Here is a 23,714-nt window from a genome sequence, read left to right on the forward strand (position 1 = left end):
TAACTATAAATAATTATTTTAATTTTTGCAAGGTAACAAAACTAGTTATTTACAACGTATCCTAATTTAATACTAGAAATAGGTGGAAACTATATAGACATAAAGCTATATAGATGATAGTCTATTTAATATCTAGGAGGTATTTTTATGTCTTATAAAGAACTATCATCAATATTCAAAATTTTATCAGATCCGAGTAGATTGGAAATACTAGATTTACTATCTTGCGGTGAGTTATGTGCTTGTGACTTGCTAGAACACTTTCAATTCTCACAACCTACGCTCAGTCATCACATGAAGTCATTAGTAGATAATGATTTAGTTACTACACGAAAAAATGGTAATAAACACATGTATCAACTTAATCACGCAATTTTAGATGATATTAATCAAAATTTAAAAGTCATTAATAAATCTAATCAACGTTGTGTGTGTAAAAATATGAAATCAGGTGAATGTTGATGACAATTTTAGCAATTGTAATTTTTCTTTTAACTTTAATTTTTGTGATATGGCAACCTAAAGGCTTGGATATTGGTATTACAGCATTAATTGGAGCTGTCGTTGCTATCATTACAGGGGTCGTAAGTTTTTCCGATGTATTAGAAGTAACTGGTATTGTTTGGAATGCTACCCTAACATTTGTAGCTGTTATTCTTATTTCATTAATATTAGATGAAATTGGATTTTTTGAATGGTCTGCGATACATATGGTCAAGGCTTCAAACGGTAACGGATTAAAAATGTTTGTTTTTATCATGCTTTTAGGGGCAGTTGTAGCAGCATTTTTTGCAAATGATGGTGCTGCTTTAATCTTAACGCCCATTGTATTAGCGATGGTAAGGAATCTAGGATTTAATAAAAAAGTGATTTTTCCTTTTATTATTGCCAGTGGTTTTATTGCTGATACCACATCACTTCCTTTAATCGTTAGTAATTTAGTTAATATTGTTTCTGCAGATTACTTTAATATTGGGTTTATTGAGTATTTTAGTCGAATGATTATTCCTAATATATTCTCTCTGATTGCTAGTATTCTTATTTTATGGTTATATTTCAGAAAATCTATACCGAAAACATTCGATACAGAAAATCTTACAGCTCCAAAAGATGCAATTAAAGATCCGAAATTATTTAAAGTTTCATGGGTTGTATTAGCAATATTACTCGTGGGTTATCTTATAAGTGAGTTTATTCAAATTCCTGTATCAATCATTGCTGGTATTATTGCTTTTATCTTTGTGATGTTAGCTCGTAAATCTAAAGCAGTTCATACAAAACAAGTGATTAAAGGTGCACCATGGAACATCGTTCTATTTTCTATTGGTATGTATTTAGTTGTATTTGGTTTAAAAAACGTAGGTATCACAACAATTTTAGCTGATGTATTATCTAATATTTCAAGTCATGGATTATTTAGCAGTATCATGGGTATGGGCTTTATAGCAGCATTCCTATCCTCTATTATGAACAACATGCCAACTGTTTTAATAGACGCTATTGCTATTGGACAATCTAATGTAGTAGGTACTATTAAAGAGGGAATGGTATATGCGAATGTAATCGGTTCTGATTTAGGGCCTAAAATTACGCCAATTGGTTCTTTAGCAACATTATTGTGGCTCCATGTGTTAACACAAAAAGGAGTAAAGATTTCTTGGTGGACATACTTTAAAACTGGAATCATTATTACTATTCCAGTACTATTTGTAACACTTTTAGGTTTATACCTTACACTAATCATATTTTAAGAAAAGAGGGTTTATTTATGGATAAGAAGACAATTTATTTTATATGTACTGGAAACTCATGTCGTAGCCAAATGGCTGAAGGTTGGGGAAAGGAAATATTAGGAGAAGATTGGAATGTCTATTCTGCTGGTATTGAGACACATGGTGTTAACCCTAAAGCAGTAGAAGCTATGAAAGAAGTAAGTATTGATATCTCAAATCATACATCAGACTTGATTGATAATGATATCTTAAAACAATCAGATTTGGTCGTAACCTTATGTAGTGATGCAGACAATAATTGTCCTATACTACCACCAAACGTAAAAAAAGAACACTGGGGATTTGATGATCCAGCAGGTAAAGAATGGTCAGAATTCCAACGTGTTAGAGATGAAATTGGCAAAAAAATTAAAGAATTCAATAGTTGAATAAAAAATTAATCAGCGATATATAAGGAGCTCTTTATGTATAATTATATAAATATATTTTTTGTTGCATTAAAACTGGGTTTATTATCATTCGGGGGGCCAACTGCTCATTTAGGTTATTTTTATGATGAGTATGTTAAGAAAAGAAAGTGGCTTGATGAAAAGGAGTACTCCGATTTGGTAGCACTATGTCAGTTTTTACCTGGCCCTGCAAGTAGCCAAGTAGGTATTGGTATAGGAACTATAAGAGGAGGCATCGGGGGAGGTATTATCTCATTTATCGGTTTTACACTTCCTTCTGTAATTATACTGATGATATTTTCAACACTATTTACTAATAGTGATGCAAGTTTTACTTGGTTGCAAGGTTTAAAACTTGTAGCTGTTGCTATTGTCGCCCAAGCTATTATAGGAATGGGTAAAAAATTAACAAATACTAAAACTACTATTATATTAGCATTATTTGTTCTTATATTATCATTATTAATAGATAATCTTTATATACAAGTTATTGCGCTATTAATAACTGGTGTATATGGTCTCATATTTCTAAAACAAACTTCAACAGATAGAATTAAAATAAAAAGGAAATCATTTAAGTTACCAAAAAAATTAGGTTTTATTTCATTATCATTATTCTTTTTACTATTAACTGTATTACCGATAGTTAGTTCTGTGACAAATAATCTATGGTTAAAAATGTTTGATAGTTTTTATAGATCAGGTTCTTTAGTTTTTGGAGGTGGACATGTTGTCTTGCCTTTATTGAAAAATGAGTTTGTACCACAAGGATTAATATCACCCGATAACTTCATAACAGGTTATGCAGCCGCTCAAGCTGTTCCTGGTCCATTATTTACGTTTGCTTCATATATTGGTATGACTATAGCAGGCTTTGGAGGAGGACTTTTGGCTACTATTGCTATTTTCCTACCAGCGTTTCTTTTGTTATTTGGAATCTTACCATTTTGGGATGCTATTAAATCTAACACTTACGCTGAAGGATTTTTAAAAGGAATAAGCGCAGGCGTAGTCGGTATTCTTATCGCTGCTTTGTATAATCCAATTTGGACTTCAACAATTAAATCAGATTTAGATTTTGTACTAGCCAGCTCATTATTTATATTACTGATGTATTTTAAACTGCCGTCATGGTCTATTGTTTTGATAGGGATAATATTAGGTGTTTTATTTTATTAATACAAATCACAGGATGTAAATAGTACTTAAAATGCTGATAATTATATAACGAGAACTCCGGTTAAAACCTCGAAGTTCTCGTTTTTTTGATGTTAATATACACATGTAATGTTATTTCTTTTTAATATGTCAATATCATTATGCGATAAATTATAGTCAGTAATTACAGTATCTATTTCATTTAATGCTAAACTTTTATGAAGGTACTGATTGTGATATTTATCTTCTGTGACAAGTAAAACTAAGTGCTTAGAATTTCTTCTAAATGCCTGTTTTATTAATGCTTCCCCCTCAGTAGTTTCTGTTGTACCTTTCTCTAAATCAAATCCTCTGCATGAAACAAAAGATATGTCTGCATTGTATGTCAGAGCATCATTAAAAGCTTTAGATCCATTAATGGTATTTCTCTTTTTAACTACTGTTCCTCCTAAAATATTAATTTGAGCTTCTGTGAATTCTGATAAAAGTGATGCTGTGAGAACGCCATTAGTTATAATTTGTAAGCCTTCAAATTTAGATAACATTTTAATAAGGTGTAACGTAGTAGTACTGGAATCTAAAAAAATGACCATATCATCAGTGATTAGTGTTTTTGCTTTTTCAGCAAGTTTATGTTTGTTATCTTGCTCATTAAAATTAATAATTTTCATTAAATAGGGCAAATCTATTTTTTGATTGTCTATAATCATAGCACCACCACGAGTTCTTCTGACTAGACCTTTTTTTTCTAATTCTATTAAATCTCTTTTGACTGTTGCTTCGCTATACTTTACTAAGTCAATTAAATCTTGAGTTCTTGCAAATTGAACTATTTTTAGATGGTTAATTATAATTTGTTGTCGTTCTTCAATAATTTTAAGCATAAAATAGACCGCCTTTATAAATTATTAATTATATAACTTTGCTTTTCCTACAGTATTCAATAAATTCATTTTATAATCAACTACTTCTTTTAATCTTGCATTTGCAATTGGATAGATTTCGTTGGGTTCATACATATTTTTATTTTCAATTAAAGTCTTTCTAATCCCTTCAAAGAATACGCTTTTCAAATCAGAACTTAAATTAACTTTTCCTACTCCATGTTGTACAGATTCACGAACTTCTTCGTCAGGGTTTCCTGAACCACCATGCAATACTATTGGTATGGATAATCTGGAATTAATTTCTTTTAGTAATTCAATATTTAATTTGGGTTGTTTACCTTTTGGATACAAACCATGAGATGTTCCTATTGCTACAGCTAAAGTGTCAATATTAGTTTCATTAACAAAGTATTCAGCTTGGTCAGGATCTGTATATATTATCTCATCCGCTCCACCCTCACTAGAACCATTATTACCAATGGTACCTAATTCTGCTTCTACTGAAACGCCAACATTATGTGCCATTTCTACAACTTTTTTAGTAATAGCTATATTATCTTCAAATGATTTTGTTGAAGCATCTATCATCACAGATGTATAACCATTTCTAATTGCTCTTGTAACATCATATAATGTGCCACCATGATCCAAGTGAATTACAACAGGAACTTTACTATTTAAAGCATATGCTCTAACTACAGAAACAAAGTGGTTTCCAAGATATTCAATTTCATCAGGATGTATTTCTAGAATAACAGGGGCATCAAGATATTCTGCTTTTTCCATAATGGATTTAAGCATGTCAAAGCTACATATGTTAAAAGCTGGAACTGCGAATTGATTATCATTTGCTACTTTTAGTAAGTCTTTCATATTATATAACATTAAATCTCCACCTTATTTATATTAAATTAATTAAATCTTATTAATTTGTTCTTCTGAAATCTTTTTCTTTAATAATCCTACAGATAATGCAGTGACAAGCGTTCCACTTATAATTGCAATTAAATAAATGAATAAATGATTAATAACATTAGGTATAAACATTATCCAAATTCCGCCGTGTGGAGCTAAAGATGTTACACTTGCTCCCATGGATATTGCAGCAGCAGTAGCAGAACCTAATATTAAACTTGGTATAACCCGTAGAGGATCAGCAACGGCAAATGGTATAGCACCTTCAGTAATATATGAGGCGCCTAACACCCAACAAGATTTTCCTGAAGTTCTTTCCTCTAGAGTGAACTTGTTTTTAAATATTAGAGTTGCTAATGCTAAACCTAGAGGGGGTGTCATACCTGCTACCATACATGCTGCAATAGGGGCAGTAACACCAGCTGACATCAATCCGATAGAAAATGTTGAAATAGATTTATTGATTGGTCCACCCATATCAGCAGCCATCATTGCTCCAATCAATAATCCGAATAAAATTCCAGAAGATTGACCTAAGCTATTTAACCAATGTGTTAAAGTATCAAGTAACCATGCAATAGGGGTATTAATAAGGAATATCATAGAAAGCCCAACTATTAAAATAGAAACTAAAGGTACAATAATGAGTTGATAAAGTGCTGAAATAGATTTTGGTATTTTAACTTTATTAGCCAAAGCATCAGTTACATAACCAGCGATGAGCCCACTGATCATTCCTCCCAAAAATCCTGAACCATCCACGGTTGCTAGAGTACCTGCCACTAACCCAGGAGCAAATCCGGCTCGCCCCGCAATTGAAGATGCAATACCAGCGGATAAGGCTGGCACCATTAATTGAAAAGCGGTGTCACCACCAATTTTAGAAAGCGCAGCTGCTAATTTATTATATGATTCTGAATTAGGATCAGATGCATTGATCCCAAAGGCGAAACTAATAGCTATTAAAATCCCGCCTGCTATTACAAAGGGGAGCATATAATTTACACCGTTCATAAAATGATTATAAATGCCAGTTTTGTTTGTAGATCCGTTCTTTTCATTATTATCTTCAATGTATATGGTTTCAATATCATTCAAACCATCATTTATTACATTTTCAGGATTCTTAATAGCTTGTGCAGTTGAAATTTTTTTAACTTTTTTACCACCGAATCTATTTAAGTCAATTTCTTTATCAATAGCGAGTAAGATTAAATCGGCATTATTTATTTCTTCTTGGGTCAAAATATTCTCGATTTTTGACCCCTGAGTTTCAACTTTTATATTGTGACCAAGTGTTTTTGCTGTAACTTCTAATTTTTCTGCTGCCATATAAGTATGTGCAATTCCTGTAGGACAAGCTGTAATACCTACTATATTCATAATATTCCTCCTATACAGATAAAATTGTTGTAATTTCATCTGCTTGTTCAGCATTTTTAATATATTGGCGAAATTCTGAATCCATTAGTAATTTAGCTAATTCACTTAGTAAATCTAAATGTGATTCATGAGTGTTTCTTGGTAACGCAATAAGAAAAACTATATATATTTTTGTGTCATCTAAAGCAATATAATCAGATAACCTAGAAGTTTTTGCGAAAGTAATTATTGGTTTATTTATATATTTTGACTTTGTATGTGGTATGCCAAATCCATCTTCAATTCCCGTTGAAACAATTTCTTCCCGTTTGTATAAATCTTTTAGAAATTTTTTCTCATTCTTTAAATAACCTTTTTCATTCAAAACTTCAGTTAGTGAATTAAATAGTTCATTTTTTGTAGTGATTGATTCATCAAAAACAAAAGTATCTTTATCAATAAGTTCAGTTAGTTTCATAGTATTTCCCCTTTCACCATTAAAAGTAAGCGCTTACTTGTTGGGTACAATCATATCAATAGTATTCAAACTGTTCAATAGTTTGAATGATTTATGTCATATAGAGTAAAATGTTATACAAATCATTTATTTTAGTGAACGAAATCGTCCAAAAATTAATGTATAGATAATCTAAATACATGTTTATATGAAATTTTTGTTAAATGATATTTAGATATTACAAAATTTTCAGAAGGCTTTCGTTAAAAAACCAAATATTAGAAATTAATAAAGATGAGCATGAGACGTAGATTAATTTGGCAGTTAATCGAAGAGATTGGTTAAGTTGTAGATTAACTCAGTCGATAATCGAAGATATCTCCCTAATTAATCCCGATCAATACTTAACTAATCTGTCTTCGATATATTTCTTACTATTTTTATAAGCATTAAAGTAGCGTGTTGATTTCTTATGGTGGTATAGTGTTATTTCATAAGGAGGATTTACTAAAATGAATGAAAAATATGAACCTTTATTTAAGTCTTTAAAATTACCTAATGGTGTAGAAGTTAAAAATAGATTTGTCTTAGCACCTTTAACTCATGTTTCTTCAAATGAAGATGGTACTATCTCAGATATTGAAATTCCATATATAGAAAAACGTTCTAAAGATGTAGGGATTTCTCTTACTGCTGCTAGTTATGTTGAGCCTTTGGGACAAGCTTTTCCTGGACAACCTTCAGTTTCTAAAGAGGAAGATCTTCCAGGATTAACTAAGCAAGCTGAAGTGATGAAGAAAAATGGTGCGAAAGCTTTAATTCAAATTCATCATGGTGGTGCAATGTCTCTACCTGGTTTAACGCCAACTGGTGAAGCGGCTGCTCCAAGTGAAGTTGCAGTACAAGGCTTTGGACAAAAAGAAAAACATACAGCTCGTGAATTAACTGTTGAAGAAATAGAACATTCTATTGAATCATTTGCTAATGCAACTAAAATTGCAATTGATGCAGGCTTTGATGGTGTTGAAATTCATGGTGCTAATCATTACTTAATTCACCAATTCTTCTCACCTTATTACAACCGTAGAGAAGATGAGTGGGGAGACCATTTAAAATATCCTTTAGCTATCGTTGAAGCGGTTACTAAAGTAGTGCGTGAACATGCAACACCAGACTTTATTGTAGGATATCGTTTCTCTCCTGAAGAAGTTGAATCTCCAGGAATTTCTATGGAGTTAACTGAAGAGCTAGTTAAGACACTTTCAGAACAACCTATTGATTATTTACATGTTTCATTAATGGATATCCATTCTACAACAAGAGAAGGACAGTACAAAGGTGAACAACGTGTGAAATTATTATTAGATTGGATCAATGGTCGTGTTCCATTAATTGGTATAGGATCAATCTTTACTGCAGATGATGCATTAGCAGCTTATGAAACAGGGTCGCCTTTAATCGCAATAGGTAGAGAATTATTACTTGATCATCAATTCGTTTCAAAAATAGAACAAGGTAAAGAAGATGAAATCGTTTCAGTATTTGATCCAGAAAGAACTGACAAACATGAATTGCCAGAACCATTATGGAAACAGTTTAACGCTGGATTTTATCCATTACCTAGAACAGATGAAAAAGCTTCAAATACTAAATAAAAATGAAAAAGGACTGAGACAAATCATTTGTCTCAGTCCTTTTTTGTTACTATTTTATTATCAAGTTATTGACCATATATAATTTTAGTCAAATAACCATTTTCATCAAAGAACGCTTTATATGAAGCATCGTTTGTATTATAAGGAATCATTGTGCCATTGCCACTATCTGGACCTTCTTCTCCCATATCGTTAGAGGCATGAGCTTTTTTGAAAGCTTCTTTTGTTACTGTATTTGGTTTAGTTTTAAAACTTATTTGAATGACTTCGTTTTTATCATTAAAATCTACAGTCGTATCATAAACTTTTTTAGAATAGGCATAATCTTTATAAGCTTTTGGATCTACTTTATAACCATCGATGGTAACATTGTCATATTTAGATGCACGTACGAAATTATAATCTAGTGTAAAGTAAGGATCGTATGTTGTATAACCTTCGTATTTATACCAAGGAATTTGTGCGTTTGTTTCTGAAGTACTTTGTGTATTTGTACCACTAGATCCACCTACACCTTGACCCCATTTTTGAACTTGTTCTGCTGCTTGAGCTTCTGAATTACTCGTTGTCATATATGCTGCTGAAGAACCTACGACAAGTGTTGATACAATGACAGTTGATGCAAGTAATTTTCCTGCTTTACGCATAATAAATCACTCCTTAACTTTTGAGTATCTCTCAGCTATAACTGCTTAATCAATGTTCAAATACATAAATCTTTGGACAAGTTATTAAACTAGGACATCCTTCCACAAATGTTTGTGATTATCACTCCTAAAAATGTGTCAAACGCTATGACTAGGTGTAATAATACACCTCGATGATACAACAAACAGTCATAAATGTAAATATATCTGGTGGATGGAAAAGTTGGTTTGTAAGTTGTAGATTAACTCAGCCGTTAATCGAAGTGTTCCACCAAGACATAGATTAGCGATATGTTAAACTAAATTTCATATAGCATTTTATTAAAATGAGGTGTTCGGTGTGAATCAAGATGATCTTAAAAAACGTGTTGCATATGAAGCGATTAATTATATTAAAGATGGTATGGTGGTTGGTCTAGGTACGGGGTCGACTATGTATTATGCTATTCAGAGTTTAGGTGAACGTATTAAAGAAGGGTTAAATATTAAAGGTATTCCTACTTCTGAAAAGACTGCTGAATGGGCGCGTTCTAATAATATTCCGCTTACTGATTTTTCTGAAGTGAATCATTTAGATTTAGTGATTGATGGGGCGGACGAGGTTGATGAGAACTTCCAACTGATTAAAGGTGGGGGTGGTGCACTTTTACGTGAGAAAATTGTCGCAAATGCTACGGATCAATTTATTGTGATTATTGATGAATCTAAATATGTTCAGACTTTAGGTAAGTTTAAATTACCTGTTGAAGTAGTACCTTTTGGTTGGGAAGTGACTGCTCGTGAAATTGAAGTTCTAGGTTGTAACGCTACTTTAAGAATGGACAATAACGGTATATTTTTAACTGACAATGATCATTATATTTTAGATTGTGATTTTAAAGTGATTAACAATCCGGAAAAGTTAAACCAAGACTTAATTTCTATTGTTGGAGTAGTTGAGACTGGTTTATTCATCAATATGGCTCGAAAAGTCCTAATCAGTTATTCGAATTCTGGAAAAGTTATAGAAATGAATAATTAATAATAAGTTCATAGTAGTTAATAAACAGTTAATGGTTTAATGCTTATATAGCGCATACACTTAACATATCAACTAAAGAGGAGATGTGTTAAATGAATTTAACAAAGACAACTATAGGTGCGTTTGCATTAACAACAACATTATTATTAGGTGCATGTGGCAATGATGACATGAAAAAAGATGAGAATATGGATACTAAAAGCGAAATGAAAGATAAAGATATGTCAAAAGACAACATGAAAGATAAAGATATGATGATGTCTGGCATGTTCAAATCTATGAATGATGAAATGGTGGAAGGTAAAGCAACGATTAAAGATAACAAATTAATGCTTACAGATTTCAAATCTTCTAAAGCACCAGATTTACACGTGTATTTAACGAAAGATGGAAATGTTGATAAGGGCATGGAAATTGATAAAGTAGATTATAACAAGATGGAACAAACTTTTGATTTAAAAGATATGGACACATCTAAATATAATGAAGTTACAATTTATTGTAAAAAAGCACATGTCGTATTCGGAAGTGCAAAATTAAAGTAAAATAACTTCAAATTCTAGGGGGAATTCAGGACAACTGAGTTTCCCCAATACTTTATTAAAAGGAGCATGTCATGAAAAAAGTATTTCAATTTTTATGTTTAATCGTTCGCTTAATGAGCGGATTGATGATTTTTATACAAGGTTATGAAAAATTCACTGGAGGATTTAGTTTAACTGGACTAACACACGTTATTGCTCAAAACGAAGATTCCCCGATGTGGTATAAGTTGATGTTTGAGTATATGATTGAACCATATACTACTTTGTGGGAGTGGGTTATTCCACTTGGAGAAATGATGATTGGTATTGCACTAGTTATTGGTTTCTTACAGAAATATGCAGCACTTTTTGGTATATTTATAATGATAAATTACATATTAGCAGATATGATTTTTACGTATCCAATTCAGTTATTAGGTTTTATTATGATTGTATTAAATATGGATAAATTACATAATCTATCAGCATATGCTATTTATAATATGTTTATGAAAAAGGAAGCAGGATAGATAATATGGCAAATATTTTAATAGTAGATGATGAACAAGATATTTTAGATATTTGTAAGACTTATTTTGAATATGAAGGTCATCATGTCGTTACAGCATCTAATGGACAACAAGCTATAGATTTAATGAACGATGATATCGATTTAATTATTTTAGATATTATGATGCCTGAAAAGAATGGCTATGATGTTGTAAAAGAAATGAAAATTAGACAGTTAGATATTCCTTTTATTTATTTAACTGCTAAAACACAAGAACACGATACGATATATGCATTAACATTAGGTGCTGATGATTACATTAAGAAACCATTTAGCCCACGTGAACTCGTATTAAGAGCACATAACTTATTAAATCGTACTCAAAAATATAATCAACAAGCGTATTTAACTTTTGGATCACTACAATTATGTAAACAAGAAAAAATTATAAAAGTTAATCACGAAGAAATTGCATTAAGAGTGAAAGAATTTGATCTACTATGGTATCTCGCTGAACATGAAAAAATGGTCATATCTAAATCGGAACTGTTAGAAAAAGTATGGGGATATGATTATTATGAAGATGCCAATACAGTAAACGTACATATTCGTCGTATTAGAGAAAAGTTAGAACAACAAAATTACAATGAATTTGTTATTAAAACTGTCTGGGGTTTAGGGTATAAATTTGAAAGGGCGAAATAAATGCTAACTATTAGAACACAAATCATCACCGCATTTATAAGTAGTATCGTATTAACGACGCTTATTTTAGCAGTAGCATATAAATGGATGTGGTTTGATGCGAACACAACATTGTTACTTACCATAAGTGCCATTATTTCAAGCTGTCTTACTACATTTATATGTATTTTGTTTATCAATCCATTAGTTAAACGTATCAGATTGATGAATAAACAAACTAAATTAATTGCTAATGGAAATTATAATGAAACAAAATTAAAAATTGATAGCCCGAAAGAAATGAAAGAATTGAGCGACTCATTTAATATGATGGCTCACAATATAGAGGCTAAAATTGAACAAGTGAAACATGAGCAACAAGAAAAGAGTGAAATGGTACAAAATTTAACGCATGATTTAAAGACCCCGTTAGCTAGTATAGCTTCATATGCTGAAGGGTTGAAAGAAGGCGTGATTACTGGCTCAAGTGAGCAACAAAAAGCCTATGATGTATTAATAAAACAAGCACAAAGAATATCATATATGTTTGATGAGTTAACAAGTGTAATGGAACTCAATTTAAACAACGCAGAAACATACAAACTTGAAACGATTTATATAGATAAACTTTTTGTAACAATTTTACAATCTTACGAACGACAATTATCAACTAAAAATCGAACAATAGATATACAGCTGTGTGAAGAAATAACGTCGATTAAACAATATAGAATTCCTCTAGAGAGAATTTTAATTAATATAATTGATAACGCATTTAAGTTTACACAAGCAGGCTCGAGAATAGAAATAAAAGTATCAAAAGAAGCGGATCATTCAATATGTATCGCTGTTTCAGATGATGGTCCAGGTATAGCCGAACAACATTTAAATCGCATCTTTGATCGAACATATCGAGTTGAAGAATCAAGAAATAAAGATACAGGTGGTTCTGGTTTAGGACTCTATATCGCTAAAAATCTCGCACAACAAATGGACGGACATCTTGAAGTAGAAAGCAAAGTAGATGTAGGTACAACATTCTATTTAAAAGTGCCGATGAAATAATAAGGAATCTTCAGTTAAGAAGAAGGAGTTAGGACTATATGAGCATTAAAAAAATTTTTGAAGACAATGAGCCAATCGCACATAATAAATATAAGTATGTCCTGTGGGAGTCTATACTACTTTCAATTATATGTATGGGAACATATACAACTATAGGGTTAGCAAGTAATTTAGTTATGCTCGCTATAGGACTCATATTATTTATAATGCTCATATATTTAATATCAAAATTTCAGTTTAAATTGATACAGTTTAAACCACTTGAGAAAAAGCACCTATTATATGGATTAATAGCTACAATACTATCTCTTGCAATATATTGGACCATTTCAGCTATAATAGGGCAACCAAGTAACCAAGTGGATGTGTATAAAGATTTAAACACAATGCCGATTTTTATATCAATTATCATATTTGTAATTTTAGGACCAATATTTGAAGAACTAATATTTAGAGGATTTATTTTAAAAGGTATGTTCAAAGGACATTTGCTGGCAGGGTTTATCGTATCAAGTATCCTATTCGGACTCATTCACGGACCAACAAGTATAGGAGAATTTATAATATACTTTGCACTCGGACTCATCTTTGGCGCATTATATTTAATCACCAATCGAATCGAAATCGCCATAATTTGTCACGGATTAAACAACCTAGTACATATATTGATATTTTTGTTTGTGTATAAATAATAGATAAGCGGGCAGTAGTGTTTGTAAGGGACAAAATTCTAAGAAATGTCCGTAAGAGTGTGTGTTAGGGACAAAATTCTGAGAAATGTCCGTAAGAGGTGTCGTTAGAGACATAATTCCGAGAAATGTCCGTAAGAGGTGCTGTTAAGGAGCACAATTCAGAATTCTGCCAGTAAGCGCAACCCCACCAACCGCACCCCCACTAAGCGCAACCTCAGAACCACACTAAAAAAGGTCTAACCAATATAATGAACGGATCTTCTCAAAGTTTGGCACTATTTAGTGTCTACTTGAAAGGGGATGTTCAGATTGGTTAGACCTTTTGTTACTTAGTAGTCATTTTTGTGGCTAAGTCTTTTATTGTTGTTTTATTGAGTTCTTCGATAATTTTTAAATCTACTTCTGTATAAATTTCATCTAATGCTGTTTGTATATTTTTACCTATTAAGCAGTCTGGGTTTGTGTCTTGGTGTATTTTAGCGAAATGTTCTTCTTCTTGTATGAGATGGTATACGTCGCCTAATGCTATTTGATCGGCTGATTTAGATAGTTTGTAACCTGATTTACCTTGTTGACTATCTATTAAATTACCGTTCTTTAAAAATTTACATATTTTTCTTACGAGTGTAGGGTTACTGTTAATGCTACTTGCTATATATTTACTTGAGATTGGTTCGTCATTTATTGATAGCAAAGATAGTATATGGATTGCGACCGATATTTGTGTATTCACGCTTTATCACCTCTTAGATTCATTATTTATTATAACTTTCAAAGATGATAAAAGCGATAAGAATTGGAAATTATTTTGAAACTACAGAAATTCTTTCTTGTACATGGTTGCCTTCAGTTGCTTCGTCTATTAATGCAATAGCAAAGTCTGCATAACTTATTTTACTTTCACCTTTGCTGTTTAATGTTAATTTTTCTCCAGCAAGTATATAGTCTCCTGATCTTTTTCCGTCAGCTATAAATTCTGCTGCTGGACTTACAAACGTCCAACGTACATCATCTCTTTTACGAAGATCGTCTAGTGCTTTTCCTTGAGCTGTTGAAAGTGGTTTATAAGCATCTGGAAAGTCAGGAGTGTTATATAGTTGCGTCTCTAATTGCTCATCAACATATAAACTACCAGCGCCTCCAACAACGATTATTCTTGTATTTGTATTTGATAAAATATCACTTAAATGTTGGATAGTGTCTTGGTGTAAATGAAGTTTATCTTCTCTAAATTCACCAAAAGCATCGATTACAACGTCAAATTGTGTTAAATCTTCAGTTGTTAATTCAAAAATATCTTTAATAATAGATTGTTTAGCAATAGTTTTATTTTCGTTACGTACGATTGCAGTAACATCTAAATTTCTATTCACTGCTTCTTCTGTTATCAGTTTACCTGATTTACCATTTGCTGCGATTACGCCAATTTTCATTTTAAAAAACCTCGCTTGTATTTAATTTGGATACAAGTTAAGTATAATATGTCTCATTGTGTTTGTCAAAAAGCGTGATTCATAAAAAAAGACTGCTATGCGGATATCCACATAGCAGTCTTTGATATGATATTAAATCTTACCACCAATTGTTAGCTTGACGGAATGCAATTGCAGCTTCTACTGAACCATAACGTTCTTTAGCATAGTTAATCATGCCTTTAGTTTGTTCAGTAACACTACCAGTACCCCATGCTTCTTTAGTTTGACCAAGACCTCTATATCCTAGTTCATTAACAGCGTTAGGGTTACCACTTGATTCAGGCATTACAATATTATCCCATAATGCTTTTGTACCACCAGCAGCAATAAATTCTTTGTATACTTCGTTTGTATTAGATGTATCGGCTACTTGTGTAGTTGTATAGTTAGTATTTTGAGTTGAGTAGTTTGTATTTTCACTTGCATCTGCTTGTGCTCCAAAACCAGAAGCAATAATTCCTGCTGCAGCTGTTGTTGCAAATAATAATTTTTTCATAATAAAATTTTCCTCCATAAGCAATAAATTAAATTTATATATTTTGTCTCTTGATTACTTTATACACTTTAACATCAATTTTGATATCATAGGTTACAGTAGAATAAAAAAGAAATGTCTTTTATGACAGGAATATTAAAAGAATTATGGATTTATGACAGTCTGTAATTTTTCAAAAAATAGAAAAAGAGGTATGACTTATGGAAAGAATTAAACTAAAAATGTTCAGAAATAACTTAGAAAATTTCCCTCAATTCGAATTACCAGAAGGATATACGATAAGAATGTTTAGACAAGGCGACGAACACAATTGGGCTAAAGTTGAAACTGCAGCTGGAGAATTTAAAGATACTGATGAAGCACTAAAAAGATTCAATAAAGAATTCGGGTCTAATATAGAAGAAATGAAATATAGATGTCTTTTTATAGAGAATAAAAGTGGAGAAGTAATAGGTACAACAACAGCATGGTTTGGTCATTTAGAAGGCATAGGAGAAAATTTAGGAAGAATACACTTTGTAGCAATTAAACCAGAATATCAAGGAAAGAAACTATCGAAGCCGTTATTAAGCACAGCATTGAATAAAATGATTGAACTTGGCCATGAGCAAGTATATTTAACAACACAAACGACAAGTTATCCAGCTATAAATATGTATTTAAATTACGGATTCGAACCATATGATACAGACGGACAAGATCAAAAAGGCTGGATGATGATGGAAGAAGTATTAGATAGGAAGCTAGATATATAGAAGAGAAGTAATGAGGATGAGGGTGAGGGTGTGTCCGTGAATTTATCAAGACGAGTCCGACATGATAAATAGAGCGGTTGAATTTATCAAGACGAGTCCAACATGATAAATAGAGCGGTTGAATATTGCAAGACAGGGTCGACTAGCGACATAGAGCGACTGAATATTGCAAGACAGGGTCGACTAGCAACATAGAGCGACTGAATATTGCAAGACAGGTCCGACTAGCAACATATAGCGGCTGAAAATTGCAAGACAGGGTCGACAAGCAACATAGAGCGGGTGAATATTGCAAGACAGGGCAGACTAGCAACATAGAACGTCTGAATATTGCAAGACAGGGTCGACTAGCAACATAGAACGTCTGAATATTGCAAGACAGGCCCAACATGATAAATAGAGCCCGTGAATTTATCAAGACGGGTCCAACATGATAAATAGAACGCCCGAACTTATCAAGACAGGCCCAACATGATAAATAGAGCCCGTGAATTTATCAAGACAGGCCCAACATGATAAATAGAGCCCGTGAATTTATCAAGACGGGTCCAACATGATAAATAGAACATTCCGAAAAAGTTCGTTTCAAACGTTTCTTGTAATTGATCTTTCGTAATATCTTCAAAATGATCTTGTGGATATTGAATACCACCATTATTAACTAATATATTCAGTTGACCGAAATCTTCAATAACTTGGTCAACAAGTTCATTGGCATGTTTGTCTTTTTTTAAATCGTGTTTATATGCTTTTGCTTTAACTCCGATTTCTTCAAGTCTTGCTAAAGCATATTTGGCATCTTTATCTTCGTCATAATAAGCAATTGCAACATTTGCACCTTCTTTAGCAAACAGAATTGCAGTTGCTTCACCAATTCCAGAATCTCCACCTGTAATAAGTGCGACTTTGCCTTTTAATTTACCAGCAGCCTTATAATCTTCATCTTCAATAATAGGCTTTGGCTCCATTTCATGTTCTATACCAGGCTGTATGTCTTGGGTATAACCTTGTATTTCTTCATGCTTTTTGTCGAATTTGTCCTTCATAAAAGTTACGCTCCTTCATTTGAAATCATATTAATAAATACCCAAATAAAGGAAATTGAAACAAATTACACTGCGTAAAAATTATTGAAATGTGCTTAAAATTGCATAAGTACTATCGATATGTGGCGTAGATAATTGATGCTTTTGACTAAGTTGATAAATATAACCTTGAATATATTGAGTCTCTAAAGGTCGGTTATTTATCATGTCATAATACATGCTTGTTCCCATGTCATCTGGATAACCATCATATATCTTCATAATGCTATTTTCTAAATCATCATTAAAATATACACCTTCAGCTTCAGCAACACGTTTGCCTTCTACTAACAAGTTGTAACACAGAGTTTTGACTTCAATAGCATTCAATACTTTTGCTGGTTGTCTCGTTAATGCCGTTACTGTATTAATACCTAAATTAACGATCAATTTGTACCAAACCTGTTCGGCATAGTCTTCAAGACACTCAATATTAAGTAAACTTTGTTGAGTAGATTGTTGTAAATCAAGCGTGTAATCATTAATAGGAAGTTTTAAAGTCCAATCTCTAAAATGTGTAACGTGATGACCATCTTTTTGACCACTTATATAAACAACTGCTTGATACTTATTAGGATGATCAATTTTTTCTAGCTGTCCATAACCATTTTGAGTTAAAATAATAACGCTATTTGAATGTATGACATTGTTAAGGTAAGGGATGATTGAATCAAGTTGGGTCGTCTTGACAGCAATAAATAAGACATCTACTGTTTCATTTGCTTCTTGTAACGAATGAACCGTTAGCTCATGTTGCTCATTTTGGTTGTATTCTTGAAATTGGACGGTTGAATGAGACCTCCCAAACAGTGAAACTATATGACCAGATTGATTTAATGCGTATGCGATAGCAGTACCAACTGCACCTGGACCGATTATTCCAAACTTTTTCATTTATTATTTTCCTTTCAATGTTAATATATACATAATAACAAAAATGAGAAGGTGGTACGGGATGAAAACAATTAATCAATTGTTGGCCATGAAGGAACAAAAAGAAAAAATATCCATGATTACAGCGTATGATTATCCAAGTGCTAAACAGGCAGAACAAGCTGAAATAGACACAATACTTGTAGGCGACTCATTGGGAATGGTTGTTTTAGGATATGATAGTACAGTAGAAGTAACGATGGAAGATATGATTCATCATACTAAAGCAGTTAGAAGAGGTGCACCAGAAACTTATATCATTGTTGATGTGCCATTTGGTGCAGTGGGTATTGATCATTCAACTGATATGAAAAATGCCGTACGATTATATAAAGATACGAAAGCAAATGCAGTCAAAATTGAAGGACCACATGTGACATTAATTGAAGGATGTACTCAAATCGGTGTACCAGTCGTTTCACACTTAGGATTAACGCCTCAAAGTGTAGGTATTATGGGATATAAATTACAGGCTGGTTCAAGAGCAGAAGCAGAACAATTGATAGCAGATGCGAAAGCTGTAGAACAAGCTGGTGCGGTGATGCTCGTTTTAGAAGCTATTCCTAGCGATTTAGCAGAAGTCATTAGTGAACAATTAACAATTCCAGTAATCGGTATCGGTGCAGGTAAAGGAACAGACGGACAAGTATTGGTATATCATGATTTATTGAATTATGGCTCAGAACATATCGCGAAATTTGTTAAACAATATGGTGACTTTTCAAATGGTGTAGAAGCATTAAAATTATACAATCAAGAAGTGAAAAGTGGCGCATTCCCTTCAGAAGCGCACACATATAAGAAGAAAGTGATGGGAGAGACAGGTAAGTGACACAAGAAGTAACGTTAATTAAAGACATGGTAGGTATTACATCAAAATATATAACACAAGGTAAAACAATTGGATTAGTTCCAACAATGGGTGCGTTACATGATGGACATTTAAAAATGATGAAACAATCAATAGAAGAAAACGATGTAACAGTAGTAAGTATTTTTGTGAATCCATTACAATTTGGTCCTAACGAAGATTTTGATGACTATCCAAGACCTTTTGAATCAGATTTAGAAAAGTTAAAAAAAATCGGTGTAGACTATGTATTTCATCCTACAGTAGAAGAAATGTATCCTGGTGAATTAAGTATGACGATAACAGTAGGTCACTTAGCACAAGTATTAGAAGGCAAAAAACGACCAGGACACTTCGATGGTGTTGTAACAGTCGTTAATAAACTGTTCAATATGATACAACCAACCAATGCATATTTTGGAAAAAAAGATGCTCAGCAATTAGCAATAATTGAGAAAATGGTAGAAGACTTTAATCATACAGTTAATATCGTGCCAATAGAAATCGTTAGAGAAGAAGACGGATTAGCCAAAAGCTCTAGAAATATTTATTTAACAGAAGCAGAAAGAAGAGAAGCGGTACACCTGTCTAAAAGCTTACAATTAGCAAAACAATTATATGACCAAGGTGAAAGAAAAAGTAATATCTTAATAGAAGAAATTACACAATACCTAGAGAAAAACGTAAGCGGTGAAATCGTAGAAGTAGCGATATATAGTTATCCAGAATTAGAAGAACAACACACAATAAAAGGACAAATATTTATATCACTAGCCGTTAAATTTAGCCAAGCAAGACTTATCGATAACATTATTATTTAAGTTGTAGAGAATAGCACTCCCCGAACGTCGGATATATATAATCCAACGTTCGGGGAGTTTTTATATGTAGGGTAGATTAAGAAATGAGATATATTCTGTTGAGGTTACCTCAATTTTTGAAAAAATGAGTTAAGTTGTAGATTAATTCGGCAGTTAATCGAAGAGTTCCATCAAGACATAGATTAACTCCATCATTAATCTAAGACAACATCCAATTTTATATTCCCGAATTAAAATACCCTCTTAAAATGAATGTCATATTTTAAGAGGGCTCTTTATTTCAATTCTAATATACAATTTCTATCTCATTTTCGCTACAAAATTGTTGTATTTCTTGAGGAGGGTTTTTGTCTGTGATGATTTTGTCTATATCTACCAAGTTACTATATGTTAATAAAGTTGATTGGCCCATTTTACTATAATCTGCTAGTACATATGTTTCTCTAGCTTTTTTTGTAATATGTTGTTTGATTAGATTTTCTTCCATTTCAGAATTGGACAGTCCGTTCTGTATGTTGACGCCTGTAGCTGCCATAAAGCATTTTGTTATATTGAACTTTGTTAACAATAAATTAGAGTCAATTCCTATAAAAGATCTTGTACGTGGTTTGTACTTTTCTCCTATTATAAATAGAGTGACATTCTTAAATTGAGAGGCTTTATTCATAATGTCCAAGCTATTTGTAATAATTGTGAATGATAGATTTTTATCGACGTATTCTAATATATGGATTGTTGTCGTACCGGTATCTATATAGATGATATCGTTCGCTTCAATTTGTTGTGCGGCTATTTTTCCAATATATTTTTTAGCTTGATAATTTTCGACGTTTCTTTCTTGGTAGTCGACTGCTTTATATTGGTCTTCAATGACTTCAATGCCACCATAAACCTTTTTTACGATATTCATCTCTGCTAATAGATTTACATCTCGCCTTATTGTGTTTACAGACACATTGAAAATTTCCTTCAATTCATCTATTGAAGCTGTTTTGTTCTTTTTTATGAAAGATTCGATTTCATAAATGCGTTTAGATTTCATTAGTGATTCCCCCATTTCTTACAATATACCCAAAAATTATAGATTTAACAACTATAAAAAATTATAAGTTACTCAAAAGTTGACATATTATTCAGTATATTATAATATTGTCTCAACAAGTAACCAATAGTTAATCAATATATGCTCAAATTTTTTAAATGTTGATGTAAGCGGTTACTTTAAAAATAATAACTGGAGGATTTTAAAATGGCAGAAATCTTAAAGAATTATATTAATGGTGAATGGAAAGCGTCAAAAAGTAAGGAAACAATAGATGTTATAAATCCAGCTACAAAAGAAATTATTGCTAAAGTTCCGGTTTCAACTAGAGAAGAATTAGATGAAGCAGCTCAACTTGCACAAGAAGCTTTTCAAGAATGGAAAGAAGTAGCTGTACCTAAACGTGCGAGATTATTATTTAAACTTCAACAATTATTATTAGACAATAAAGATGAATTAGCTGAAATTATTACGAAAGAAAATGGTAAGAATACGAATGAAGCGTTAGGCGAAGTACAAAGAGGAATTGAAAATGTTGAATTCGCTTCAGGTACGCCTTCGTTGATGATGGGTGATTCATTATCAAGTATTGCAACAAATATAGAAGGTACAAGTTATAAATATCCAGTAGGTGTTGTAGGTGGTATCACACCATTTAACTTCCCAATGATGGTGCCATGTTGGATGTTCCCAATGGCTATTTCAGTAGGTAATACTTTTATCATTAAACCATCTGAAAAGACACCATTATTAGTAAATAAACTTGCAGAGTTAGTTGAAGAAGCAGGTTTCCCTAAAGGTGTATTCAATGTTGTACACGGAGCACACGATGTAGTAAATGGAATTTGTGAAAATGAACATATTAAAGCTGTTTCATTTGTAGGTTCTAAACCAGTCGGCGAATATGTTTACAAAAAAGCTACTGAAAACTTAAAACGTGCACAATGTTTAACAGGTGCTAAAAACCATACGATCATTTTAAATGATGCAAACATTGATGGAGCTGTTAAAGATGTAATCGGTGCAGCATTTGGTTCTGCAGGTGAACGTTGTATGGCAGCAGCAGTCATAGCTGTACAAGAAGGCGTTTATGATGAATTTAAAGAAAAGCTTGTACAAGCATCTAAAGATATCGTAATCGGTAACGGTTTAGAAGATAACGTATTTTTAGGGCCAGTTATTAGAGAAGAGAATGTAGAGCGTACATTAAATTATGTAGATCAAGGTGTAGCTGAAGGTGCAAAACTTGTACTAGATGGTAGAGAAGATAATAACAAAGAGGGTTACTTTGTTAAACCGACAATTTTTGAAGATGTTACAACTGATATGAAATTGTGGCAAGATGAAATATTTGCACCAGTTTTATCTATTGTAAAAGTTAAAGATTTAAAAGAAGGAATTAAATTAGCGAATCAATCAGAATTTGCAAATGGTGCGTGTTTATTTACAGATAGTGCATCATCAATTAGATACTTCAGAGAAAATATCGATGCAGGTATGTTAGGTATTAACTTAGGTGTACCAGCACCAATGGCGATTTTCCCATTCTCAGGTTGGAAATCTTCATTCTATGGTTCATTACACGCTAACGGTAAAGATAGCATTGAATTCTATACACACCGTAAAGTCGTAACTGCTCGTCATGGTAATCCACAATTTTAAGGAGTGAATATAGAGATGGCTCGATTATTAAATAAACCTGTACATCATCCATTAAGTGATGATGTACAAGTGATACATGATTTACAACCAAATGACATTCATTTAGATTATATAGGATTTAAAGTTCTAGACATTAAATCACAAGGACTTTATGAGGAATCTACAGGTGATTTTGAACTTTGTATTGTAGCTTTAACAGGAAATATTGATGTCTCAGATGGAGATGACACTTATTCAGATTTAGGAACAAGAGATTCTGTATTTGAAAAAATCCCGACTGATAGCATTTATATTTCTAAAAATCATAATGTAAAAATAAAGGCTAATAAAGATTCTAGAGTTGTATTTTGTTATTCACCAGCAGATGAAGAAAGAGCAACACAACTTGTTCCAGCATCAGAAAATTCAGTAGAAGATAGAGGTAAGTATTCAAACAAAAGACATGTACACAATATACTGCCTGATACACATACTGCTAGTGAAAAGTTGCTAGTCGTAGAAGTCTATACAGATCAAGGTAATTGGTCTAGTTATCCACCTCATAAACATGATGTAGACAATTTACCGAATGAATCTTTGCTTGAAGAGACTTACTATCATGAAATGAATCCTAATAAAGGATTTGTCTTTCAACGTGTATTCACAGATGATCTTTCATTAGATGAAACGATGACAGTAGAGCATGGAGATGTTGTAGTTGTACCTGAAGGCTATCATCCAGTAGCCGTTCCAGATGGTTATAATGGATATTATTTAAATGTTATGGCAGGGCCAAAGAAAGTTTGGAAATTCTATAATCAACCAGATCACGAATGGATTATTGATAGAGAATAAG

At 32.3% G+C, this 23,714-nt stretch carries 26 protein-coding genes and 1 pseudogene; 16 read left to right on the top strand and 11 right to left on the bottom strand.

All coding sequences use genetic code 11. The features are described from left to right. The first annotated feature begins 147 nt into the window (after positions 1-147). Genes LQ609_RS06780 through chrA form a run of 4 tightly spaced genes read left to right on the top strand, consistent with a single transcriptional unit; the run spans position 148 to position 3,361 of the window. A complete protein-coding gene (locus LQ609_RS06780) occupies positions 148-462 on the top strand; it encodes an ArsR/SmtB family transcription factor (protein WP_078357920.1) in 315 nt (104 codons plus the stop codon). Then, on the top strand, positions 462-1,751 hold the full coding sequence (arsB, locus tag LQ609_RS06785; protein WP_078357921.1) for an arsenite efflux transporter membrane subunit ArsB: 1,290 nt from the start codon (positions 462-464) through the stop codon (positions 1,749-1,751). Before LQ609_RS06780 ends, arsB begins: the two co-directional genes overlap by 1 nt. Before the next feature lie 17 nt (positions 1,752-1,768). Continuing rightward, positions 1,769-2,161 carry an arsenate reductase (thioredoxin) gene (arsC, locus tag LQ609_RS06790; RefSeq protein ID WP_078357922.1) on the top strand — a complete coding sequence of 131 codons (393 nt, stop codon included), beginning with the start codon at positions 1,769-1,771 and terminating at the stop codon, positions 2,159-2,161. A 36-nt stretch (positions 2,162-2,197) separates the two neighbouring features. Next, complete coding sequence (gene chrA, locus LQ609_RS06795; RefSeq protein ID WP_078357923.1) at positions 2,198-3,361, top strand: chromate efflux transporter; 1,164 nt, start codon at positions 2,198-2,200, stop codon at positions 3,359-3,361. A 92-nt stretch (positions 3,362-3,453) separates the two neighbouring features. On the opposite strand, the gene LQ609_RS06800 is transcribed toward chrA, so the two are convergent. Genes LQ609_RS06800 through LQ609_RS06815 form a run of 4 tightly spaced genes read right to left on the bottom strand, consistent with a single transcriptional unit; the run spans position 3,454 to position 6,982 of the window. Then, positions 3,454-4,224 (bottom strand): DeoR/GlpR family DNA-binding transcription regulator, encoded by a 771-nt coding sequence (locus tag LQ609_RS06800; RefSeq protein WP_078357924.1) that lies wholly within the window; start codon positions 4,222-4,224, stop codon positions 3,454-3,456. 24 nt (positions 4,225-4,248) lie between these two features. Next, on the bottom strand, positions 4,249-5,112 hold the full coding sequence (locus LQ609_RS06805; RefSeq protein WP_078357925.1) for a ketose-bisphosphate aldolase: 864 nt from the start codon (positions 5,110-5,112) through the stop codon (positions 4,249-4,251). A gap of 30 nt (positions 5,113-5,142) precedes the next feature. Further along, positions 5,143-6,525 carry a PTS fructose transporter subunit IIC gene (locus LQ609_RS06810; protein ID WP_239734493.1) on the bottom strand — a complete coding sequence of 461 codons (1,383 nt, stop codon included), beginning with the start codon at positions 6,523-6,525 and terminating at the stop codon, positions 5,143-5,145. 10 nt (positions 6,526-6,535) lie between these two features. Further along, positions 6,536-6,982, bottom strand: coding sequence for a PTS sugar transporter subunit IIA (locus tag LQ609_RS06815; protein ID WP_239734494.1), 447 nt, complete (start codon positions 6,980-6,982; stop codon positions 6,536-6,538). Between the two features lie 491 nt (positions 6,983-7,473). Here LQ609_RS06815 and LQ609_RS06820 point away from each other — a divergent pair, with 491 nt between their 5' ends. Beyond that, on the top strand, positions 7,474-8,616 hold the full coding sequence (locus LQ609_RS06820; RefSeq protein WP_239734495.1) for an NADH-dependent flavin oxidoreductase: 1,143 nt from the start codon (positions 7,474-7,476) through the stop codon (positions 8,614-8,616). Between the two features lie 65 nt (positions 8,617-8,681). On the opposite strand, the gene isaB is transcribed toward LQ609_RS06820, so the two are convergent. Beyond that, a complete protein-coding gene (gene isaB / locus LQ609_RS06825) occupies positions 8,682-9,263 on the bottom strand; it encodes an immunodominant staphylococcal antigen IsaB family protein (RefSeq protein ID WP_107509210.1) in 582 nt (193 codons plus the stop codon). Positions 9,264-9,603: 340 nt separating this feature from the next. Here isaB and rpiA point away from each other — a divergent pair, with 340 nt between their 5' ends. From rpiA to LQ609_RS06855, 6 genes are all read left to right on the top strand, one after another. Continuing rightward, a complete protein-coding gene (gene rpiA, locus LQ609_RS06830) occupies positions 9,604-10,284 on the top strand; it encodes a ribose-5-phosphate isomerase RpiA (protein WP_078357930.1) in 681 nt (226 codons plus the stop codon). A 92-nt stretch (positions 10,285-10,376) separates the two neighbouring features. Next, positions 10,377-10,829, top strand: a complete 453-nt coding sequence (locus tag LQ609_RS06835) for a DM13 domain-containing protein (RefSeq protein WP_078357931.1) — start codon at positions 10,377-10,379, stop codon at positions 10,827-10,829. A 71-nt stretch (positions 10,830-10,900) separates the two neighbouring features. Beyond that, the gene (locus LQ609_RS06840) at positions 10,901-11,338 is read left to right on the top strand and encodes a DoxX family protein (protein WP_078357932.1); all 438 of its coding nucleotides are present in this window, start codon (positions 10,901-10,903) and stop codon (positions 11,336-11,338) included. A gap of 5 nt (positions 11,339-11,343) precedes the next feature. Beyond that, positions 11,344-12,024, top strand: coding sequence for a response regulator transcription factor (locus LQ609_RS06845; protein WP_078357933.1), 681 nt, complete (start codon positions 11,344-11,346; stop codon positions 12,022-12,024). Beyond that, positions 12,025-13,068 (top strand): HAMP domain-containing sensor histidine kinase, encoded by a 1,044-nt coding sequence (locus LQ609_RS06850; protein WP_078357934.1) that lies wholly within the window; start codon positions 12,025-12,027, stop codon positions 13,066-13,068. A 38-nt stretch (positions 13,069-13,106) separates the two neighbouring features. Next, positions 13,107-13,760 (top strand): CPBP family intramembrane glutamic endopeptidase, encoded by a 654-nt coding sequence (locus LQ609_RS06855; RefSeq protein ID WP_078357935.1) that lies wholly within the window; start codon positions 13,107-13,109, stop codon positions 13,758-13,760. Between the two features lie 325 nt (positions 13,761-14,085). Here LQ609_RS06855 and LQ609_RS06860 read toward each other — a convergent pair whose 3' ends face one another. The 3 genes from LQ609_RS06860 to LQ609_RS06870 form a co-directional block, all read right to left on the bottom strand. After that, entirely contained in the window at positions 14,086-14,493 is a 408-nt protein-coding gene (locus LQ609_RS06860) for an Rrf2 family transcriptional regulator (protein WP_107509216.1), read from the bottom strand. Positions 14,494-14,563: 70 nt separating this feature from the next. After that, on the bottom strand, positions 14,564-15,193 hold the full coding sequence (locus LQ609_RS06865) for an NAD(P)-dependent oxidoreductase (protein WP_239734496.1): 630 nt from the start codon (positions 15,191-15,193) through the stop codon (positions 14,564-14,566). A gap of 139 nt (positions 15,194-15,332) precedes the next feature. Further along, complete coding sequence (locus tag LQ609_RS06870) at positions 15,333-15,731, bottom strand: aggregation-promoting factor C-terminal-like domain-containing protein (RefSeq protein WP_078357938.1); 399 nt, start codon at positions 15,729-15,731, stop codon at positions 15,333-15,335. A 200-nt stretch (positions 15,732-15,931) separates the two neighbouring features. Here LQ609_RS06870 and LQ609_RS06875 point away from each other — a divergent pair, with 200 nt between their 5' ends. Beyond that, positions 15,932-16,486 carry a GNAT family N-acetyltransferase gene (locus LQ609_RS06875; protein ID WP_078357939.1) on the top strand — a complete coding sequence of 185 codons (555 nt, stop codon included), beginning with the start codon at positions 15,932-15,934 and terminating at the stop codon, positions 16,484-16,486. A 554-nt stretch (positions 16,487-17,040) separates the two neighbouring features. Here the strand turns inward: LQ609_RS06875 and LQ609_RS06880 are convergent. Next, positions 17,041-17,532, bottom strand: a pseudogene (locus tag LQ609_RS06880) (SDR family NAD(P)-dependent oxidoreductase); the annotation flags it as partial. 81 nt (positions 17,533-17,613) lie between these two features. Further along, a complete protein-coding gene (locus tag LQ609_RS06885) occupies positions 17,614-18,465 on the bottom strand; it encodes an oxidoreductase (protein ID WP_203154023.1) in 852 nt (283 codons plus the stop codon). 61 nt (positions 18,466-18,526) lie between these two features. Here LQ609_RS06885 and panB point away from each other — a divergent pair, with 61 nt between their 5' ends. Further along, a complete protein-coding gene (gene panB, locus LQ609_RS06890; RefSeq protein ID WP_078357942.1) occupies positions 18,527-19,336 on the top strand; it encodes a 3-methyl-2-oxobutanoate hydroxymethyltransferase in 810 nt (269 codons plus the stop codon). Continuing rightward, on the top strand, positions 19,333-20,175 hold the full coding sequence (gene panC, locus LQ609_RS06895; RefSeq protein ID WP_078357943.1) for a pantoate--beta-alanine ligase: 843 nt from the start codon (positions 19,333-19,335) through the stop codon (positions 20,173-20,175). Before panB ends, panC begins: the two co-directional genes overlap by 4 nt. A gap of 286 nt (positions 20,176-20,461) precedes the next feature. Here panC and LQ609_RS06900 read toward each other — a convergent pair whose 3' ends face one another. Next, positions 20,462-21,217, bottom strand: a complete 756-nt coding sequence (locus LQ609_RS06900) for a DeoR/GlpR family DNA-binding transcription regulator (RefSeq protein ID WP_158079036.1) — start codon at positions 21,215-21,217, stop codon at positions 20,462-20,464. Positions 21,218-21,424: 207 nt separating this feature from the next. On the opposite strand from LQ609_RS06900, the gene LQ609_RS06905 reads away from it, so the two are divergent. Together LQ609_RS06905 and iolB are read left to right on the top strand one after the other, a co-directional pair. Further along, a complete protein-coding gene (locus LQ609_RS06905) occupies positions 21,425-22,879 on the top strand; it encodes a CoA-acylating methylmalonate-semialdehyde dehydrogenase (RefSeq protein ID WP_239734497.1) in 1,455 nt (484 codons plus the stop codon). A 15-nt stretch (positions 22,880-22,894) separates the two neighbouring features. Continuing rightward, positions 22,895-23,713, top strand: a complete 819-nt coding sequence (gene iolB, locus LQ609_RS06910; protein WP_239701178.1) for a 5-deoxy-glucuronate isomerase — start codon at positions 22,895-22,897, stop codon at positions 23,711-23,713. Position 23,714 lies beyond the last annotated feature (1 nt).

The organism is Mammaliicoccus sp. G-M28, assembly GCF_022386595.1.
Lineage (GTDB): Bacteria > Bacillota > Bacilli > Staphylococcales > Staphylococcaceae > Mammaliicoccus > Mammaliicoccus fleurettii.

What these genes read in the sequence shown, in the direction of transcription:
- LQ609_RS06875 (WP_078357939.1), top strand. Translation starts at nt 15,932, where the DNA reads ATGGAAAGAATTAAACTAAAAATGTTCAGAAATAACTTAGAAAATTTC.
- arsB (WP_078357921.1), top strand. Translation starts at nt 462, where the DNA reads ATGACAATTTTAGCAATTGTAATTTTTCTTTTAACTTTAATTTTTGTG.
- LQ609_RS06885 (WP_203154023.1), bottom strand. Translation starts at nt 18,465, where the DNA reads ATGAAAAAGTTTGGAATAATCGGTCCAGGTGCAGTTGGTACTGCTATC.
- LQ609_RS06815 (WP_239734494.1), bottom strand. Translation starts at nt 6,982, where the DNA reads ATGAAACTAACTGAACTTATTGATAAAGATACTTTTGTTTTTGATGAA.
- LQ609_RS06850 (WP_078357934.1), top strand. Translation starts at nt 12,025, where the DNA reads ATGCTAACTATTAGAACACAAATCATCACCGCATTTATAAGTAGTATC.
- LQ609_RS06780 (WP_078357920.1), top strand. Translation starts at nt 148, where the DNA reads ATGTCTTATAAAGAACTATCATCAATATTCAAAATTTTATCAGATCCG.
- arsC (WP_078357922.1), top strand. Translation starts at nt 1,769, where the DNA reads ATGGATAAGAAGACAATTTATTTTATATGTACTGGAAACTCATGTCGT.
- LQ609_RS06835 (WP_078357931.1), top strand. Translation starts at nt 10,377, where the DNA reads ATGAATTTAACAAAGACAACTATAGGTGCGTTTGCATTAACAACAACA.
- chrA (WP_078357923.1), top strand. Translation starts at nt 2,198, where the DNA reads ATGTATAATTATATAAATATATTTTTTGTTGCATTAAAACTGGGTTTA.
- LQ609_RS06800 (WP_078357924.1), bottom strand. Translation starts at nt 4,224, where the DNA reads ATGCTTAAAATTATTGAAGAACGACAACAAATTATAATTAACCATCTA.
- LQ609_RS06905 (WP_239734497.1), top strand. Translation starts at nt 21,425, where the DNA reads ATGGCAGAAATCTTAAAGAATTATATTAATGGTGAATGGAAAGCGTCA.
- LQ609_RS06845 (WP_078357933.1), top strand. Translation starts at nt 11,344, where the DNA reads ATGGCAAATATTTTAATAGTAGATGATGAACAAGATATTTTAGATATT.
- LQ609_RS06805 (WP_078357925.1), bottom strand. Translation starts at nt 5,112, where the DNA reads ATGTTATATAATATGAAAGACTTACTAAAAGTAGCAAATGATAATCAA.
- panB (WP_078357942.1), top strand. Translation starts at nt 18,527, where the DNA reads ATGAAAACAATTAATCAATTGTTGGCCATGAAGGAACAAAAAGAAAAA.
- LQ609_RS06900 (WP_158079036.1), bottom strand. Translation starts at nt 21,217, where the DNA reads ATGAAATCTAAACGCATTTATGAAATCGAATCTTTCATAAAAAAGAAC.
- LQ609_RS06840 (WP_078357932.1), top strand. Translation starts at nt 10,901, where the DNA reads ATGAAAAAAGTATTTCAATTTTTATGTTTAATCGTTCGCTTAATGAGC.
- LQ609_RS06820 (WP_239734495.1), top strand. Translation starts at nt 7,474, where the DNA reads ATGAATGAAAAATATGAACCTTTATTTAAGTCTTTAAAATTACCTAAT.
- iolB (WP_239701178.1), top strand. Translation starts at nt 22,895, where the DNA reads ATGGCTCGATTATTAAATAAACCTGTACATCATCCATTAAGTGATGAT.
- isaB (WP_107509210.1), bottom strand. Translation starts at nt 9,263, where the DNA reads ATGCGTAAAGCAGGAAAATTACTTGCATCAACTGTCATTGTATCAACA.
- LQ609_RS06855 (WP_078357935.1), top strand. Translation starts at nt 13,107, where the DNA reads ATGAGCATTAAAAAAATTTTTGAAGACAATGAGCCAATCGCACATAAT.
- LQ609_RS06865 (WP_239734496.1), bottom strand. Translation starts at nt 15,193, where the DNA reads ATGAAAATTGGCGTAATCGCAGCAAATGGTAAATCAGGTAAACTGATA.
- LQ609_RS06870 (WP_078357938.1), bottom strand. Translation starts at nt 15,731, where the DNA reads ATGAAAAAATTATTATTTGCAACAACAGCTGCAGCAGGAATTATTGCT.
- LQ609_RS06810 (WP_239734493.1), bottom strand. Translation starts at nt 6,525, where the DNA reads ATGAATATAGTAGGTATTACAGCTTGTCCTACAGGAATTGCACATACT.